We start from the raw sequence: 15,379 nt of genomic DNA, 5'->3' as shown, positions 1-15,379 counted from the left end.
ACAACTGCAGTCTCTTTGCTCTTTACCCGAAGAGTTATGTTGCTCTATCCTATGGCAAATAGGTTGAAAAGGTTCCATGATTACGAAGAAAACGGTAGGTTATGGCCCCCTGTTGATCCGTTCGATATATGTTGGAATCTTTTAAACGATTTAAAACCTCCTGATGTGGATGCCCATATCGATTATTTTCTCCTGCAGAAATGAGGGATATCTTAGGTTTTAGTTTATTTACAAAAACCTGGCTTGTTGAGGTTTCACTGCCATGATGACTTGCCTTTAAAACATCAATTTTTAAATTGGGATATTTTCTAAAAATCTCCTCTTCTCCTACCTTGTCAAGATCCCCGCCAAAAAACCAGTTAAGACCACCAATATTAGCAAAAAAAGCGATTGAACCGCTATTCCGTTCCCCCTGATAATTTTTTTCTGGACCTAGAACATAAAATAGACTTTTTCCGCAATACCATCGGCTGCCTTCTGACACTTTTACAATAGGGATCCCCTTTTCAGCAGCTAATCGAATAATTGCCATTTCCGTATCTGATGGTTCCGCTACAGCCGGCATGATAATTTCTTTCACTTTTACTTCATTTATGATTGAAAATACACCGCCAATATGGTCCATATCACCATGTGTAAGAATTAATTTATCAATTTTTGTGATTCCTTTTCCTTTTAAAAAGGGAACTACCACATCACGTCCAACTTCAATTGGTTTCTCATCCTTTTTCCATTCCTCTTCAGGAAATTGAATCGTTCCTCCGGCATCAACTAAATAAGTCCCCTTACCAAAGGGAAAGCGAATGAATATACTGTCACCTTGTCCAACATCAATCATCGTCACTTCCCCGTAAGGATTTAACCAGTTGCAGGTTACTTGAAAAACAACCAGCATAACCACTAACACAGGTATCAGCAGTTTTTTCCTTATAAAAACCTTAGCCTCCCAAGAAAAAAACAGCGCTAAAATAAGCAAAACATAAATGACCAACATGATCCAAGCCGGTCTGCCAGGTACCAGCCTAAAGGCAGAGTACGTGGCAAGATGTTCAATTAACCCGTTAGCAAGGGAGATCATTTTTATGAAGAAATAAATAAAGAGCATTGGTACATCATGGAAGCTGATTTGGATAAAAAATAACAGATACAAACCAGGAAGTAGTATAAATGAAAAAAGTGGAATATACAAAAGATTAGCTGCAACGCTTATAAAGGATACTTCAAAAAAATGATACAGCAAAATCGGAAGTGCTGAAAGCTGGGCAATAATCGAGACGGCCAGCATTGATAGGACTGGATGATTGCAGTTAGGAAGGATATAGGAGACAGAGAGAATAATCGCAAAACTGACAGAAAAAGATAACTGAAATCCCGCATCGAATAAAATAGTCGGAGAAAAAAACAAGTAAATTATGAAGGTCAGACTAACTGCATCAAGAGAAGACAATTTAACTTGCCTGTTATATTTTAGAATAATCATCACTAAAAAAACCATTACAACTGCTCGAATAACAGATGGAGAAGCTCCGGTCAGAATCGCATAGAACGGGAGAATAACGAGAAGTAAATCTGTCATAAATTGCCTGGTTAACCCAAACCGTATCCCTAGGTAAAAAAACATGCCAATTAATAAGGAAACATGCAAACCAGAAATAGCAAGTAAATGAACAATTCCAGTCCTTTGATAGGCTGTTAATACATCAGGGGAAAGTAAGCTTCTGTCACCAAAAATTAACGCAGCTGAAAGTGAGGCAATCTCTGGAGGAAAAGTATTTTCGAGGTAATTAATTCCTGTAAATCTTAATTCCTTGATTAAGGTTACTGGAGAGGGCTTGATTTGTGCACAATTTTGACTTGGGTTGTTTTGTGCTTCAACAATCCAAAAAATCTGTTTTGTAGCTAAATAATTTCGATAGTTGAAGCTATTAGGATTTTTTGCTTTTGAAGGCCTTTTTAATTTTCCTGATACCTTGCACACATTCCCATAAAAATTCGTGTTACTTAAAGATTCTTTTTCCTTTTCAGACTTAATTCTATAACGGAGGATAACCTTTTCCTTATATCTAGCGTCCATCGCGGCAACCTGGAACATGTCACCATCAATTTTTGGGTTTTCATTGTATGTAAGCACGAAGGTAGTTGCTGAATCTGGTATCAATGTTTTTTGATTCAATTCAGCAAATTGACCGGAAATAAAGAAAACGACATATATACCTAAAACAAAAACAATCTGGGCGGAAGAATACTTTTTGAATTGGGATAAGAGATAAAAATAAATAATGGTAAGAAGCAGGAAAGGAAAAAAGAGGGATAGCGAGGAAATGACCCCTAATAAAGCAGCTAGGGCAAAGTATATAAATTTTCCGTTCATAAATTTTCTCCAAAGTGTAGGATGACTAACGCCGAGGAAGTCGGCGTTAGTGTAATTTAGGGGCTTACTTTTCTAAAATCAATAACGGACTCTTTTAGCTCAACCTTCTCTGTCTTTACATTTGCTTGTTGGAATAACTCAATTGCATGGGGATGATTTTTATAATCCTCCGCATAATACACGGTTTTGATACCTGCTTGAATAATCGCTTTACAGCATTGAAGGCAAGGGAAATGAGTTACATATATTTCTGCTTCTGCTGTAGGTACGCCAAACTTCGCACATTGTAACAGTGCGTTCATTTCAGCATGAATCGTCCTAACACAATGATGATCGATTACATAACAGCCTTTATCAATACAATGGTCTCCCCCTGCAATGGAACCATTATAGCCTCCTGCAATGATTCGCTTGTCTCGAACAATCGTTGCGCCTACAGTAAGCCTTGTACAAGTGCTTCTTAATGCTAGTAAATGGCTTTGTGCCATGAAATACTGATCCCACGAAATTCGATCCACATACTCCACTCCTCATCGACATACTTAGTATAATGTAAGTTTACTGTTCCATGCTTACTATCGTCAATTGGAAACATTACCGAACATCAATGAGTTCTTTAAGTTTTTCGAACGTTTTATCACCAATTCCACTAATATTTTTTAAGTCTTCTATTGCCTTAAATGAACCGTTAGTTTCCCTATATTCAATAATGGCAGCTGCCTTTGCAGGACCGATTCCAGGCAGGTTTTGTAATTCAGTTTCGTCTGCCTTATTCAAATTAATTTTTCCTGATAAATTACCCGCAGATCCTTGAGTGCTTCCTGAAATCCCTGTTACGAGTTGTCCTTCCTCTCCCTGTGCGGGGATATAAATAACCATGGCATCCTGTACGTGCTCCGCAAAATTCACTTGGGCTTCATCGGCAAGTTCGGTTAATCCACCTGCTCTGCCAATCAAATCAATAATCCTTTCACCCAGATTAGCTTGGTACACACCTGGTTTCTTTACTTGTCCTTTAACATCTACCATCATGTTTTCTAATGGAGGCTTTTGATCCTGGTCAGGCTGGTGCAGGTTTTCACCTTCCCCACCTCCTGTTATTTCTGCCGGCAGAACATTTTCAGCATCAGACAGTGATGAATTAGGCTGATTTGTAATATAAAAACTTCCTGCAAAGGCAACAAATACAGCAGCTATTACATAGAGCCTATGCTTAATTATCCAGTCTTTCATCAGAATCATTCCTTTCTCTTGGTATATTTAACTAGCGGATTTCATATTGTTATTAGAGATACTGCATGCGAAGGAGGGTCGGAATAATGAAAATAGGGATTATTGGGACCGGTAACATGGGGAGAATCTTAGTGGAGTCTTTAATTGAAGGAAAGGCCATTTCCCCTTCTTCAATGGTAATTACAAATCGAACTATAACCAAGGCTATGTTGCTTAAAGATAGATACAAGGGGTTAACGGTTGGGGTGAATGCAACTGAAGTGGCATCTCAAACTGATTTAGTATTTGTTTGTGTGAAACCAATAGACGTGCACAGAATCCTTGATGAAATCAATCCATACTTAACTGACAGTAAATGTGTGATCTCAATAACAAGTCCTATAAATACCCAACAAATTGAATCAAAGGTGGTATGTTCGGTTGCTAGGGTTATTCCGAGTATAACGAACCGTGCCTTAACAGGAGCATCCTTACTAACATTTGGAGAACAGTGCAGTGATGAATGGAAGATAAAAGTAGAGAATTTATTTACGAAGATTTCCGTACCGGTGAATATCGAAGAAAAGATCACAAGAGTAGCATCAGATATCGTAAGCTGTGGTCCTGCCTTTTTTAGCTATTTGCTTCAACGATTTATTCTAGCTGCAGTAAAGGAAACAGAAATTGACCAAGAAACTGCAACTGTAATGGCCAGCGAAATGATTGTGGGACTTGGAGAACTTATAAAACAAGGCCATTATACATTACCATCTTTACAGGAAAAGGTGTGTGTTAAAGGCGGCATAACAGGCGAGGGTATAAAGGTCATGGACGAAGAGCTGGGGGATCTATTTGAGCATCTTTTTCAAGCGACACATGCCAAGTTCCATGAAGACATTGAAAAAGTCGGGCTGCAGTTCTCTAATCATTAACATTCGTCATCTTTTGCAAGATTCCTCTTTTAAAATTAGAAAAACTTGGCATTCGCCAAAGGCGAGTGCCATAGTTTTTCCTATTAGCTGAAAAAAGCCATCTTTTCATGATGGCTTTTTTCGTGTGATAAAAAAGATTCGCTCCGAATCTCCTTGGGGCTCACTATCCTTAAAATCCGCACTGACCTCTAGTAGTTCAAAATCAGCCTCCGCTAACCATTTTGTGTATTGTTGAACGGAATAAGTTCTTTGATAATGAAGTTCATCCACACGGTCGTATTTATTAGATTGCTCGTCTAAAACAAAGAAGCTTAACTCATGTTCTACACTGTTTGGCTGCTCGCCTGAAAAGCTATTCCAGATATAGGATAAGTGGTCATCCGCTGCCGCATAGGTTTGGTTTATGAAAACCTGATTGATTTTATAAATGGAATGTACATCAAAAATAAACAAGCCTCCAGCCTTTAAATGCTGAAAAACCTTAGAAAAGGTATGTATGACCTCTTCAGCTGATGGTAAATAGTTTAAGGAGTCACAAAAGATTCCTATGACATCAAAGGAGTCCAAACCCTCTAGTTCCGCCATGTTTTGCTCGTAAAAAGGAATGGTCACTCCTGCGGCCTCAGCTTTCGCTTGTGCAACCGCAAGCATGTCGGAGGATAAATCAATCCCAGTAACACTAAAACCCTCTTTAGCCAACCGAACGGAGAGCTCACCAGTACCACACGCTAAATCAAGTAAGCTCTTCCCCTCAATGTTGTATTTTTTCTGTTTGTCTTTTACCAGCCGTACCCACTCCGAATACGGAGCATCCTGCATTAGTTCATCATAAAGGTAGGCAAATTGCTGATAACTCATGCATTTAACTCACTGTGAATGTCCTCTAAAGGAGCATCTCCCCATAAGCGTTCAAGCTTATAATAGCTTCTTTCATCACGATGGAAGACATGGGCAACAACATCACCAAGATCAATTAAGATCCAGGTTGCTTCGTCAAACCCCTCCATCCTCCTTACACTGTAGCCATGCTCTTCTGCTCTTTCCTTCATTTCCCTAGCTATAGCCTGTACCTGTTTGTCAGAATTACCATGACAAATAATAAAGTAATCGGCAATTAGGGAGATACCTTGCATATTTAAAGCCATGATATCCTCTGCTCGTTTATCGTCAGCTGCCTTTACGGCGATATTTAATAATTCCTTGTTACTCATCCATCAGTCCTCCTGTTATTTAACAAATCATTATAGGTATAAAATGTATCGGGATACACAGGTTGTTTTTTTTTCATTAAGAATAGTATTGTATTTTGAAGCGATTTAATTAGTGCATCTTCAAGATTTTCTTTTGCCAATGCTCGAACCTCATCCACTCCAGGAAAATGCCTGCCTGGTTCTATATAATCAGCTAGATAAATAATTTTCTCAAGCAAGGTCATTCCCGCTCTGCCAGATGTATGATAACGGATTGCATCTAATACCTCGGGATCTTGGATACCGACTTCCTTTTCAACAAGATAAGTCCCTGCTGGAGCATGCCACAGTTCTGAGTTATATTCTAGCAGGTCTTTTGGAAATCCATATTGTAAAATAATCTCCTTCATTTCATCCTTGGGCCGGAACTTTGCATAGTCATGAAAAATGGCTGCTAATTCTGCCTTTTTTTCATCAGCACCAAATCTGTTCGCTAACTCAATAGCCGTATCCATAACGCCTACAGTGTGCTGGTACCTATGCTCCGTCAATTGTTCCTTTACAAGTTTTAAGGCCACTTCACGTTCCATATAAATGCTTCTCCCCTATATAGCGGATAACAGGGTCAGGTAGTAAATAGCGAACCGTCTTTCCTGTTTTTAATCTCTCCCGAATCATACTCGACGAAACATCAAACGCTGGCACATCCACATAAGTGACAGGATATTCCGTCTCATGACTATACTTGGGTCTTTCAACACCAACAAATTGAACAATCCTTACTAACTCATCAATTTGATGCCAATTTGGTAAGTACTCGATCATATCGGCTCCAATTATAAAGTAGAATTGATCATCCTTAAACCGTTCGTTTAAGATTTTCATCGTATCTACTGTATATGAGCGGCCTGACCTTTCGAGTTCAATCATCTCAATTTTAAACGAAGAGTGGCCTGATATCGCCAGCTCCAGCATTCTTAGACGATCTTCATTTTTAATGGACTCAGATTTTTCCTTATGTGGAGGCTCATGGTTGGGCATAAACCAAATTTCATCTAGATTCAAATTTGAGAGAACCTCATTAGCAATTAAGAGGTGCCCATAATGGGGTGGGTCAAAGGTTCCTCCCAAAATCCCAATTTTCTTCATGAACCCGCCTCCTTTATGTTCTTATGGAAGTTTGATTTGTTTCTTCTCAACCGATTCCTTGTATAGGACAATCGTATTCCCGATGATTTGAACAATCTCAGCACCCGTACCCTTAGCTAATTGCTCCGCCACAACCGTCTTGTCTTCTTCGCAATTTTGCAAGATACTTATCTTAAAAAGTTCTCTTGCTTCAAGGGCATCAGCTACCTGCTTAATCATATTTTCGTTTACGGCGCCCTTCCCTACCTGGAAAATCGGATCTAGGTGATGAGCTTTTGAACGTAAAAAACTTTTTTGCTTACCTGTTAACATTTTGTTCCTCCTAATTGAATTAAAACATTATTTCTCATTCTTTGGATATCAGGGAAAATCCCCGTCCATTTTTCAAAAGCGAGCGCTCCTTGTAACACAAACATATCTAACCCATTTTGGATGACCGCACCCTTTTGTTTAGCTTCCTGAAGGAATTTCGTCTCTAATGGATTATAAATGATATCACATATAACTGCGTTACTGTTTAGATTTGTCAACTCTAATGGATTTTCATCTATTTTTGGATACATTCCGATAGAGGTTGTCTGGATAATGACATTATAATATTCTAAATCTCTTCCAGCCTCTTCCATGGACAAAGCTTTTGAATTTGTTTTAAACGGGCATGCTTCTATCAGTTCTACAGCTTTTTTGACCGTACGATTTGCGATATCAATCGTCTCTGGGCTTTGTTGTGCCAAAGTAAAGTAAATCGCTCTTGCAGCCCCTCCAGCCCCTATAACGAGAATGCGTTTTCCAGATAGGGAGGGAATCAGCGGTTCTAACCCTTTTAAGAAACCTGGACCATCCGTATTGTAACCAATCAATCGTCCACCTTGATTCACAACTGTATTCACTGCACCAATACTTCGAGCAAGTTCATCCACTTCGTCCAATAACGGTATAATATCACTTTTATGCGGTACTGTTACATTAAAACCAGTAATTCCAATTGCCTTTAACCCGTTTACCGCTGTCTGCAAATCCTCTTTTTTTACTAAAAACGGATGATAATGTGCATCTATTTGATAAAGAGGAAACAAATCATTTAGCATAACAGGCGACATGGAATGTCCAATTGGATCCCCTAAAACAGCAAATAATTTCTTCACCTGTTTTCTCCCCATTTCTTTTTCTACTTCTCTATATCAAGGACTTCCTTGTTAATGTCTGTACACCTTTAGGAACATAAGCGGCAACCTTTACACCTGGTTCATTAACTGTTATCCATCCTAAACCTGAGAAAACCACATCCGTTTTTGCTTCTTTAATGGTGTATTCTTGCTTCACCAGTTCAGGGAAGGAACCTAATTGATCCATCCTTGGTGGTGAGAGCAGTTCACCAACATGGTTTTGGTAAAGCTCATCAGCGTTTTCTGTCTTAGTCCGATGAATGGTTAACTCATTTGATACATGGCAGACAAAAGATCTCCTGCCCCCGCTTATATAATCAAATCTAGCCAAACCCCCAAAAAACAGTGTCTGACCTTCGTTTAATTGAAAGACTTTAGGTTTAATCTCTTTTTTAGGAGTAATGACTTTTAAATCACTCTTATCAACAAAGTGTGCCATTTGGTGGTGATTGATAATGCCTGGAGAATCTATCAGTGCTTTGCCATCCTCCAGTGGGATTTTTATAATGTCTAAAGTGGTTCCTGGAAAATGAGAGGTAGTGATCACATCTCCCTCCCCTGTCACTTCTTTAATAATACGATTAATAAAAGTAGATTTTCCAACGTTAGTACAACCAACCACATAAACGTCTTTTCCATTTCTCAGTTCATCAATCGCAGCAGCCGTTTCTTTAATAAACTTACCTTTTTCTGCACTTACTAGGAACACTTCTTCGGGTCTTAGTCCAAGCTCTCTTGACTCAAGCTTCATCCAATTAACCAATTTACTATGTCTTACAGACTTTGGCAATAAATCCACTTTATTCCCTACAAGTAGAACCTTGTTATTCCCTACAAAGCGGTGTAACCCAGGCAGCCAGCTGCCGTTAAAATCAAATATGTCAACAATCATCACGATTAAGGCGTCTGTTTGGCCAATCCCATTTAATATTTTGAGGAAGTCCTCATCTGTTAGGCTAACATCCTGTACTTCATTATAATGCTTTAGTCGGAAGCAGCGTTGACAAATGATTGTTTCCTTTTCGAGGGCTGAAAGGGGCGCATATCCTAGTTCAGATGGATCATCTGTTTGAACACTAACCCCACAGCCCATGCATAAGTATTCTTGTTGTTCACTCACACTTTAGTCCTCCCACTGCATAAGACCTTTTTTTCGGAACCAATTCATAATTCTTCGCTCTGCAAAACGGTTGAATTTCGTAACAAATCCATCTGTTTGTGCAACCGGCACAACAAGAATGGTATGGAATCCGCTGCGATTGCCGCCTAAAACATCCGTTAATAATTGATCCCCAATTACTACAGTCTCGTTCTTTTGTATACCCATTTCTGCTAGTGCTTTATTAAAAGCCCTTACCATCGGCTTGCGTGCTTGAAAAATAAATGGAATATCCAATGGGTCAGAAAACGCCTTGACACGTTCTTCATTATTATTAGAAACAATCGTAACAAGGATATCGTGTTTCTTTATCTCCTCAAACCACTGTATTAATTGTGGAGTCGCATTCGGTCGATCCCACTCCACTAATGTATTATCTAGATCAGTGATAATCCCCTTAATTCCTTTCTTGTTTAAGTGTTCAGGGGTTATATCCAAAACGCTTTTAACATGTTCATCTGGTAAAAAATTCTTTAACACTAAGCTTACACCTCATTATTTAGCATTTTATTGCCGTTATGCTATCTGTACCATCATAACCAATTTCAATCATTGTTTCAAAATTAATGAGCGATTGAGGACAAACCTCTTTTAACTCTAATCCATATTATTCGTCAAAGCACGACAAATTTACGAATTTGTTTAGTTTTTTTGCAGAAAAAAGGTTTTTAAAAAATATTTTTCGACAAATTCTACAAAAAACAACACCTGTGGATAAAGTTATTCACATTATCCCGGTTGTTTCTTCTACTATTCAATCGCTTATAAACAAATTAATCACAACTTATCCACCGATAATTGTGAATAACTGGAAAGGTTGTTCTGCTTGAATATTTTTGTTAGATTTAGGTTACACCAATCGAACCTACCATTTTATGCGATATATTCTCCGATTAGAACCAATTATTTTTCACTATGGAGGTGCTTCTGGCTTGCGTAAACTATCAGACGAATTATTACTCGAATCCTACTATAAAGCAAGAGAATTAAAGCTAAGTCCTGAGTTTATTCAGCTCATTGAATTAGAAATTCAAAGACGTTCTTTATTCCGCAAAATGAAGATTTCTTCATAAATATTTGACAATCCGCCCATTTGGGCTTTTTTTTTTCGATTAATTTTGATTTTGTGAAATTACCTTTTATCTAAGTTCTCCCAATTTCTCGCCCATTTTTATCTCTTTAGGTGGGAGAATGGTAGGATCGACTTGAAAAATATCTTTTTCAAATAGTAGTACCACTGTTGAACCAAAGGTAAAGTAAGCCATTTCCTCCCCTTTTTCTAGATGACTCCCTTTATGTGTGGTTTCGATTGAGTTAACAAACATCGCACCGACTTTGACCACAGCGACATGTCCACTAGCTGTTTCCACTTCCGTAATGACCCGAAAGTTTTTCGCAAGTGTTCTGACTCCATACTTTAATCCCATTTTATTTACTGGATACGATTTCGATCCCAGCTTCCATTGTTTCGTCACGGTCCCATTAACAGGGCTGTGAATTCGATGATAATGGCTGGGACTTAGATAAAGAATCATATATGTACCATGTAAATATTTTTTTATTTCTTCCTTACTCCCTAGCATTTCTCCTACTGAATAGGTCTTTCCCTTAACAAATATGTCACTTGTCGCAGTAATTTCACCTACATCCTCAATAACAGCATCAACAGGACTAACAACAGCATTCGGAGTTTGTTCCACACTCCTCGTACTAGTTTTTAGCTTCCTAACAAATAAGTCATGAAGCGTTGGAAAATCAGTTAGCTTATTTTCCATTTCAGCTTGGTTTAGCTGATAGACTTTTGCAAAGGAAGGAACAATAAACCGGCTCCATTTAGAACGGGCAAAGCGCTGTAAAAGAACAGATGACCATTTTCCATTGGTAAGCTCGATAAACATTCGGTATACAGGTTGCAGCATTACATGACCCCCAAAAAGTGTAAAAATACTCTTTACGAAATAGCATAAAAGCCTTAATATTAAATAGAATAGAATAACTAAAGGAAATCTAGATGCCTACCAGCTTTTTTGAAAGGAGTGGTAAGGATAATGTTTTTATTAGATGTTTTTGATTCAACACTAAAAAAATTGAAATCTCAAACCGCAAATGTACTCACCTTAATGAATCTGTCACTTGGTGGATTTGCGATCATATTTGCGATGCATGGCAATCTACGATTAAGTCTTCTTCTAATCTTTATTGCCGCTTTAGCGGATCGGTTTGACGGAATGGTCGCAAGAAAATTTAATATTGAGTCAGAACTTGGCAAGCAGTTAGATTCCATGAGTGATATTATATCATTTGGAGTGGCACCAGCACTATTACTATATCAAGGAATTTTGCATGAATTTGGCGGACCAGGCTCATTTTTCACTGTATTTTATATTGGCTGCGGCGCTTTTAGACTCGCACGCTTTAATATATCTGATAGTAATGGCTACTTTACTGGCTTGCCAATCACTGCAGCGGGCTGTTTAGCAACATTAAGTTTCTTAGCTATCCCTTATTTACCTTCACAAATATTCTTATTTATTGTTATTATTCTATCCTTCCTAATGGTAAGTCCATTTAAACTTAGAAAAATGTAAATGAATACTTGGAATCCCTCAGTTGACAGGATTCTACCCTTTAAATGAAGTCCAGTAAACATACTGGGCTTTTTATATCGTGAGGAAAGACTCAATATAAATAAAATTATCCGGGACAGACACAATCCTTCAAAAACTCACATAGGAATTAATTATAGGCGATAGTCCAAAGTTGACTAGTCGACTACGATGCAGAACGAAACAGAGACAGAGAATTACTTTTGTTACATCGGGAACGGATCCGATCAGTTAAACTAAGCACGGGGGTGGAGTGTATATGGCTGGTATTTTCACAGCTTTAGGCTATTTATTAAAAGAAATATTATTTCTTGTCTCCTATGTAAAAAATAATGCTTTTCCGCAACCCCTATCTGCCGCAGACGAACGAAAATACTTACAATTAATGGCAGAGGGGGATGCCCACGCTCGCAATATGTTAATTGAACATAATTTGCGGCTGGTGGCTCACATTGTCAAAAAGTTTGAAAATACAGGCGAGGACTCGGAGGATTTAATTTCTATCGGAACAATAGGGCTGATTAAAGCCATTGAAAGCTATTCAGAAGGAAAAGGAACAAAGCTCGCCACTTATGCGGCTCGGTGTATCGAAAATGAAATTCTAATGCATTTAAGAGCTTTAAAGAAGACAAAGAAAGATGTTTCCCTTCATGACCCGATCGGGCAGGATAAAGAAGGAAATGAAATCTCGCTCATTGATGTTCTGAAGTCAGAATCTGAAGATGTAATCGATACCATTCAATTAAACATGGAGCTTGAGAAAATACGCAAATATATTGACGTCCTTGATGATCGTGAAAAGGAAGTCATTATAGGCCGCTTTGGTCTTGATTTAAAAAAAGAAAAAACACAGCGCGAGATTGCTAAGGAACTAGGTATATCGCGAAGCTATGTTTCTAGAATTGAGAAGCGGGCGTTAATGAAAATGTTTCATGAATTTTACCGTGCTGAAAAAGAAAAGAAGAAAAAGGGTTAAGCAGGGACGGAATAATTCCGTCTCTGTTTTTCTTTTTCTACCACAAAATCATAACAAATGCCCATACACAATCATAGATACAGGCACATAACCTAATAATAAGAAAAAAGGAAAAGGGGGTAAATGCATGTCATACGGCTATGGCTATCCTTATTACTATCCAGCCCCTTATCCCGCTTATCCAACACCCTATAGAGGAGGCGGAGCATGGTACGCTCTGTTCATCGTCCTCTTAATCCTAGTATTAATCTTTGGCGGATGGTGGTACTTTTCAACCTACTGATAACAAACCTTACAGGCTTATGAACAATCATAGGCCTTCTTTTAGTGGCTTTTTTTAAATCTTCGTAACCCGAAGGAAATGATAGAAATAGTCAAATAATATATTTATAATAAAAGTACATCCAAAAAGGGGGACCTATACATATGACAGCAACTACATATTCAGATGTTTGGAATTTAGAAGTGCTCTTTCAAGGAGGAAGCGAGTCACTTGAATTTGCAAAGCACCTAGAGCTCACCAGCCAATTAATCGACCAATTCGAAGCAAAGGTAAATAATTGGACTCCACTTCATTCAACGGAGGATCAAGTACACTTAATCGAACTCCTGGCAGATTTTGAAAGGGCAGGTAAAAAACTACGTCAAGCAGGTGCATTTGTCGGCTGCTTGCAGGCTCAAAATACAGAGGATAAAAAGGCATATACGCTTGAGGCAAAAGTGACAGGTTTAAGCGCTGCCTTTCAAACGGCACTGGGTGCTTTAGATAGCTTATTAGCAGCATTTACCGATGAAGTTTGGTCACAAATTTTAGAAGCCGATTCTTTAAGAGAAGTCACATTTTCATTATCCGAACGCCGTGAACGAGCTAAGGATAAGTTATCAAAGGAAGAGGAAGCAATCATTAGCGCTCTTGGCGTCGATGGTTACCATAGCTGGGCTCAATTATATGACCTGCTTGTCGGGAAAATCAAAATTCCTGTAGAAGAAAAAGGCGAGGTAAAACAACTCTCCGTTGGTCAGGCATTTAACAAATTTTCAAGCCCAGACCGTCAAGTACGTGAAGCTGTCTTTAAAAATTGGGAACAGGCTTGGGGAGATCAGGCAGACTACTTTGCGAAAACCTTAAACCATCTTTCTGGCTTTCGTTTGAATGTTTATAAAAAGCGCGGCTGGGAAGAAGTCTTAAAAGAACCGTTAAGCATTAATCGAATGAAAAAAGAAACACTTGAAACGATGTGGTCTGTTATCTCAGAAAACAAACAACCACTTGTGGACTATTTAAATAGAAAAGCAAAATTTTTAGGGCTTGAAAAGTTAAGTTGGTTTGATTTAGATGCACCTTACGGAAAAACAGAATCAAAGGTTTCTTACCAAGAAGGTGCACAATTTATTGAACGGAATTTTGCACTTTTTGGAGAAAAAATGTCTGGGTTTGCCAAGAAGGCATTTGAAGAGCAATGGATTGAGGCAGAGGATCGTCCTGGAAAGGCACCAGGTGGCTTTTGTACCGGTTTCCCTGAAAGTGAAGAATCACGGATTTTCATGACCTATTCAGGTACCCCGTCTAATGTTTCAACACTCGCACACGAGCTTGGTCATGGCTTCCACTCATACGCAATGAGAGGAGTACACTACTTAAATCGCGGATATGCCATGAATGTTGCAGAAACCGCCTCGACCTTCGCTGAAATGATTGTTGCTGATGCGGCAGTAAAGAATGCAAAGACCAAGGAAGAGAAACTGATTCTTTTAGATGATAAAATCCAACGGACCGTAGCCCTTTTAATGAATATTCATGCCCGATTCCTCTTTGAAACTCGTTTTTATGAGGAAAGAAAACATGGCCAGGTTTCTGTTGAAAAGTTAAATGATTTAATGGAAGCTGCACAAAAGGAAGCCTATTGTGATGCCCTTGAACAATATCACCCATTATTCTGGGCTTCTAAACTTCATTTCTTCATCACCGGGGTGCCATTCTATAACTTCCCATACACGTTTGGCTACTTATTCTCTTTGGGAATTTATGCACAAGCAATTGAAGAAGGAAAAGGGTATGAAGAGAAGTATATTGCACTCCTAAGAGATACGGCGTCAATGACCGTTGAGGATTTAGCGGCAAAGCATTTACAGGTTGATTTAACTCAGAAGGACTTCTGGGAAAAAGCCGTTCACCTTTGCATCGATGACATTACGGAATTTCTAACGTTAACTGCAGAGAAGTAAAAATGATAGGGGTGTTCCTTCTTAGGAACACCCCTATCTTTATTCAACGCTCAATTCTGCTGAAATTACGCAGCCAATCGCCCCAATAATGACGAGTGCCATCACAACCATAAACATAGTCTCCACCCCTTCGGAAAGATCCTGCTATCTACTTTGAATTTATCATATTTTCACAGTATCTAACTGAAAGGAATGTGAACATTTTGTTAACTTGAACGTTGAACTATTAGCAAAAATGCGAGAATAGGCTATTATTTTTTGGCTTTTTTCTTATTTGTGAAGAAAAGCGATAACAATAAAACATGTAACGGCATCAGGACTACCTCCTCTATACTTTCACTAGGTGGTATCTTTCATACCCCATAAGCTTGCTCCGCGACCTTGCATTAAAA

General features: G+C 38.6%; 17 protein-coding genes and 1 pseudogene. 6 read left to right on the top strand and 12 right to left on the bottom strand.

The annotated features are described in order from the left end of the window. Window positions 1-49 precede the first annotated feature (49 nt). From BTR25_RS03485 to BTR25_RS03475, 3 genes and pseudogenes are all read right to left on the bottom strand, one after another. Window positions 50-2,371 (bottom strand): DNA internalization-related competence protein ComEC/Rec2, encoded by a 2,322-nt coding sequence (locus BTR25_RS03485; RefSeq protein WP_075686185.1) that lies wholly within the window; start codon window positions 2,369-2,371, stop codon window positions 50-52. 71 nt (window positions 2,372-2,442) lie between these two features. Then, window positions 2,443-2,889 (bottom strand): annotated as a pseudogene (locus BTR25_RS03480) (ComE operon protein 2); the annotation flags it as partial. Between the two features lie 76 nt (window positions 2,890-2,965). Further along, entirely contained in the window at window positions 2,966-3,604 is a 639-nt protein-coding gene (locus tag BTR25_RS03475) for a helix-hairpin-helix domain-containing protein (protein WP_075686471.1), read from the bottom strand. 86 nt (window positions 3,605-3,690) lie between these two features. Between BTR25_RS03475 and comER the strand changes: the two genes are divergently transcribed. Next, window positions 3,691-4,515 (top strand): late competence protein ComER, encoded by an 825-nt coding sequence (comER, locus tag BTR25_RS03470; RefSeq protein WP_075686181.1) that lies wholly within the window; start codon window positions 3,691-3,693, stop codon window positions 4,513-4,515. Between the two features lie 105 nt (window positions 4,516-4,620). Here comER and BTR25_RS03465 read toward each other — a convergent pair whose 3' ends face one another. Genes BTR25_RS03465 through BTR25_RS03430 form a run of 8 tightly spaced genes read right to left on the bottom strand, consistent with a single transcriptional unit; the run spans window position 4,621 to window position 9,659 of the window. Beyond that, on the bottom strand, window positions 4,621-5,373 hold the full coding sequence (locus BTR25_RS03465) for a class I SAM-dependent DNA methyltransferase (RefSeq protein ID WP_075686180.1): 753 nt from the start codon (window positions 5,371-5,373) through the stop codon (window positions 4,621-4,623). Next, a complete protein-coding gene (gene rsfS / locus BTR25_RS03460) occupies window positions 5,370-5,726 on the bottom strand; it encodes a ribosome silencing factor (protein ID WP_075686178.1) in 357 nt (118 codons plus the stop codon). The genes BTR25_RS03465 and rsfS overlap by 4 nt, the downstream gene beginning before the upstream one ends. Next, window positions 5,723-6,295 carry a bis(5'-nucleosyl)-tetraphosphatase (symmetrical) YqeK gene (gene yqeK / locus BTR25_RS03455; protein WP_075686176.1) on the bottom strand — a complete coding sequence of 191 codons (573 nt, stop codon included), beginning with the start codon at window positions 6,293-6,295 and terminating at the stop codon, window positions 5,723-5,725. The genes rsfS and yqeK overlap by 4 nt, the downstream gene beginning before the upstream one ends. Further along, a complete protein-coding gene (locus BTR25_RS03450) occupies window positions 6,285-6,854 on the bottom strand; it encodes a nicotinate-nucleotide adenylyltransferase (RefSeq protein ID WP_075686174.1) in 570 nt (189 codons plus the stop codon). The genes yqeK and BTR25_RS03450 overlap by 11 nt, the downstream gene beginning before the upstream one ends. A gap of 21 nt (window positions 6,855-6,875) precedes the next feature. Further along, the gene (gene yhbY / locus BTR25_RS03445; RefSeq protein WP_075686172.1) at window positions 6,876-7,166 is read right to left on the bottom strand and encodes a ribosome assembly RNA-binding protein YhbY; all 291 of its coding nucleotides are present in this window, start codon (window positions 7,164-7,166) and stop codon (window positions 6,876-6,878) included. After that, window positions 7,160-7,999, bottom strand: a complete 840-nt coding sequence (gene aroE, locus BTR25_RS03440; protein ID WP_075686170.1) for a shikimate dehydrogenase — start codon at window positions 7,997-7,999, stop codon at window positions 7,160-7,162. The genes yhbY and aroE overlap by 7 nt, the downstream gene beginning before the upstream one ends. 31 nt (window positions 8,000-8,030) lie before the next feature. Further along, on the bottom strand, window positions 8,031-9,113 hold the full coding sequence (gene yqeH / locus BTR25_RS03435) for a ribosome biogenesis GTPase YqeH (RefSeq protein ID WP_483295228.1): 1,083 nt from the start codon (window positions 9,111-9,113) through the stop codon (window positions 8,031-8,033). Window positions 9,114-9,143: 30 nt separating this feature from the next. Continuing rightward, entirely contained in the window at window positions 9,144-9,659 is a 516-nt protein-coding gene (locus BTR25_RS03430) for a YqeG family HAD IIIA-type phosphatase (RefSeq protein WP_075686166.1), read from the bottom strand. 452 nt (window positions 9,660-10,111) lie between these two features. On the opposite strand from BTR25_RS03430, the gene BTR25_RS03425 reads away from it, so the two are divergent. Further along, window positions 10,112-10,252: a sporulation histidine kinase inhibitor Sda gene (locus BTR25_RS03425; RefSeq protein WP_075686164.1), complete on the top strand. Its 141-nt coding sequence runs from the start codon at window positions 10,112-10,114 to the stop codon at window positions 10,250-10,252. Window positions 10,253-10,318: 66 nt separating this feature from the next. Here BTR25_RS03425 and BTR25_RS03420 read toward each other — a convergent pair whose 3' ends face one another. Further along, the gene (locus BTR25_RS03420; protein WP_075686162.1) at window positions 10,319-11,098 is read right to left on the bottom strand and encodes a phosphatidylserine decarboxylase; all 780 of its coding nucleotides are present in this window, start codon (window positions 11,096-11,098) and stop codon (window positions 10,319-10,321) included. 129 nt (window positions 11,099-11,227) lie between these two features. Between BTR25_RS03420 and pssA the strand changes: the two genes are divergently transcribed. From pssA to BTR25_RS03405, 4 genes are all read left to right on the top strand, one after another. Beyond that, entirely contained in the window at window positions 11,228-11,767 is a 540-nt protein-coding gene (pssA, locus tag BTR25_RS03415) for a CDP-diacylglycerol--serine O-phosphatidyltransferase (RefSeq protein WP_075686160.1), read from the top strand. 277 nt (window positions 11,768-12,044) lie between these two features. Continuing rightward, window positions 12,045-12,761 (top strand): RNA polymerase sporulation sigma factor SigK, encoded by a 717-nt coding sequence (gene sigK, locus BTR25_RS03410; RefSeq protein WP_075686158.1) that lies wholly within the window; start codon window positions 12,045-12,047, stop codon window positions 12,759-12,761. Window positions 12,762-12,888: 127 nt separating this feature from the next. Beyond that, window positions 12,889-13,044 (top strand): hypothetical protein, encoded by a 156-nt coding sequence (locus BTR25_RS27410; protein ID WP_175596690.1) that lies wholly within the window; start codon window positions 12,889-12,891, stop codon window positions 13,042-13,044. A 143-nt stretch (window positions 13,045-13,187) separates the two neighbouring features. Next, window positions 13,188-14,987, top strand: a complete 1,800-nt coding sequence (locus BTR25_RS03405) for a M3 family oligoendopeptidase (RefSeq protein WP_075686156.1) — start codon at window positions 13,188-13,190, stop codon at window positions 14,985-14,987. Window positions 14,988-15,379: the final 392 nt, after the last annotated feature.

Source organism: Bacillus sp. MRMR6 (genome assembly GCF_001940785.1).
Classification (GTDB): domain Bacteria; phylum Bacillota; class Bacilli; order Bacillales; family Cytobacillaceae; genus Neobacillus.
The sequence above is the reverse complement of the archived record's forward strand: the minus strand, read 5'-3'. Positions and strand labels throughout refer to the sequence as shown.